Origin of the sequence: Clostridium sp. CF012 (genome assembly GCF_018861755.1) — a bacterium.
Taxonomy (GTDB): domain Bacteria; phylum Bacillota; class Clostridia; order Clostridiales; family Clostridiaceae; genus Clostridium_AD.
The window spans coordinates 1-1,728 of record NZ_JAHLEF010000087.1 but is presented as its reverse complement, the minus strand read 5'-3'; the positions used below and the strand labels follow the sequence as shown (position 1 = coordinate 1,728).

3 protein-coding genes and 2 pseudogenes are annotated in these 1,728 nt (G+C 30.8%); all 5 read left to right on the top strand.

Translation table 11 applies throughout. The features are described from left to right. Window positions 1-271, top strand: a pseudogene (locus KPL50_RS26325) (phage tail sheath C-terminal domain-containing protein); the annotation flags it as partial. Window positions 272-333: 62 nt separating this feature from the next. Then, the gene (locus KPL50_RS26320) at window positions 334-762 is read left to right on the top strand and encodes a phage tail tube protein (protein ID WP_216301433.1); all 429 of its coding nucleotides are present in this window, start codon (window positions 334-336) and stop codon (window positions 760-762) included. A 67-nt stretch (window positions 763-829) separates the two neighbouring features. Further along, window positions 830-1,255 (top strand): hypothetical protein, encoded by a 426-nt coding sequence (locus KPL50_RS26315; protein WP_216301432.1) that lies wholly within the window; start codon window positions 830-832, stop codon window positions 1,253-1,255. A 47-nt stretch (window positions 1,256-1,302) separates the two neighbouring features. Next, complete coding sequence (locus tag KPL50_RS26310; protein ID WP_216301431.1) at window positions 1,303-1,464, top strand: hypothetical protein; 162 nt, start codon at window positions 1,303-1,305, stop codon at window positions 1,462-1,464. A gap of 12 nt (window positions 1,465-1,476) precedes the next feature. Continuing rightward, window positions 1,477-1,728: pseudogene (locus tag KPL50_RS26305) on the top strand (phage tail tape measure protein); the annotation flags it as partial.

Here is a 1,728-nt window from a genome sequence, read left to right as displayed (position 1 = left end):
TTTAGATAATCAAATGATTTTCATATCTGCTAAAAATGGATATTTAAAAACGTTAGCAGAGGAAGAGGTACTTGATAAAAACTATAACAACACATCATTTATAAATGTAGCGAAGCAACGTGAAATGTGGGTTGCAATAAATCCACTTGCAAAAGATTGGGATGATACAAAAGTTAAAAATATGTCTTATAAAAAATCTATGTTCGTGGCTGGAGATATAAAAATACTACAATCAATTACAAACTTGAATTTTGCTATCAATATGGTTTAAAGAGTAGATTAATTTTTACTCTTTTTTAAATTCAAAAATAAATAATAAAGTGAGGTAAAAGTATGAGTGATATCAAAGGAAATGAGGTACTATCTGCAAATGAGGGTAGCGTATATGTAAATGGCATACCATGGTCAAACATAGATAAAATTGATGCTAAAGCAACAGCGGAGTTTGAAGACATTCTCTTTGTAGGTGATCCAAAAACTAAAAAGAGATATAAAGGTTTTAAAGTTGAAGGGTCTATCAGCATGAAAAAAATAGATAGTAGAGTAAGCGATCTAATAGCAGATGGAATAAGAACAGGAAATATGCCAGATATTAAAATTATAGCAAGACAAGGAAAGTTAAATGGACAAAGTGAAAGAATAGCACTAATCGGAGTTGTATTTTCAGAATTAACATTAATACAATTAGAAGCAGGAGCATTGGTAATTGAAGAATTGCCATTAAGTGCAGAAGATTTTGAATATCTTGATCGTATAAAATAATCACTATAAGGTGCTAACCACACCTTATTTTTCATTCTAAAATAAATAAAAGCGAGGTAAAAAATATATGAATACTACAAAATTAACACTAGAGGATTTTAAAGCAAAAGCGATAAAAAAAGTTCAGGACAGAAAAATAAGTATGGATATAGAAGTCGAAGAGTATGGCGTTATTACATTCGATAGACCGACAGAAAATGAACTATTAGCATATGTAAGTAAGTCAAGCGATGCAATTAAAACTGATAAAGATGATAATCCAATTAGTCAAGACATGGTAGCGATGTTAGATGCAGCTAAAGACCTAGTATATTCAGTTTGCAGTTTTTTAAAGGATGTAGAACTTCAAAAAACTTTAGATGTGATAGATCCATTAGATTCAGTAACAAAAGTTTTTGGAATAAAAGAAACTATGTCTATTGCTGCGGATATAGCAAAAGAATTTATGGATGATAAAACAATGGCCAAGGTAGAAACTGAAATAAAAAACTAATTAGAGTAGGTAGTGGTAAAGACATAAGACGAGGGCCTCTATACTGGGTGTCTTACTTCATATGCAAAGGAGAACAACTTAACTACCTACTCAATTTATCAGAAATTGAAAAAATATTTTATAAAGAAAGTATGGCACGAGAACAAGAGGAATATGTAGATTTTGAAATACAAAAACTCCAAGCATTGCAATCAATGTTTAAAATGTAAGGAGGGTAGATAATGAGTTCAAAAACAATAGCAACTATTTTAACTCTTAAAGATTCAATGAGCGGTGGAATTTTAAAAGTCTCTAAAAATACTGCAAATATGAGCAAAGAAATGAAAAAGGCTTCCCAACAATCAGCAGTATTTGCGAATAACGCTAAAAAGAATTTTGAGAAAGCTGGAGATAAGGCGGTAAAATTAGGCATTGCAATGGCAACTTTAGCCGCTGGGTTTGTAATTAAAGTTGGATTTGAGGGTATGAAAGAA

Coding starts and splice junctions, on each gene's coding strand:
- KPL50_RS26315 (WP_216301432.1), top strand. CDS start 830: ATGAATACTACAAAATTAACACTAGAGGATTTTAAAGCAAAAGCGATA.
- KPL50_RS26320 (WP_216301433.1), top strand. CDS start 334: ATGAGTGATATCAAAGGAAATGAGGTACTATCTGCAAATGAGGGTAGC.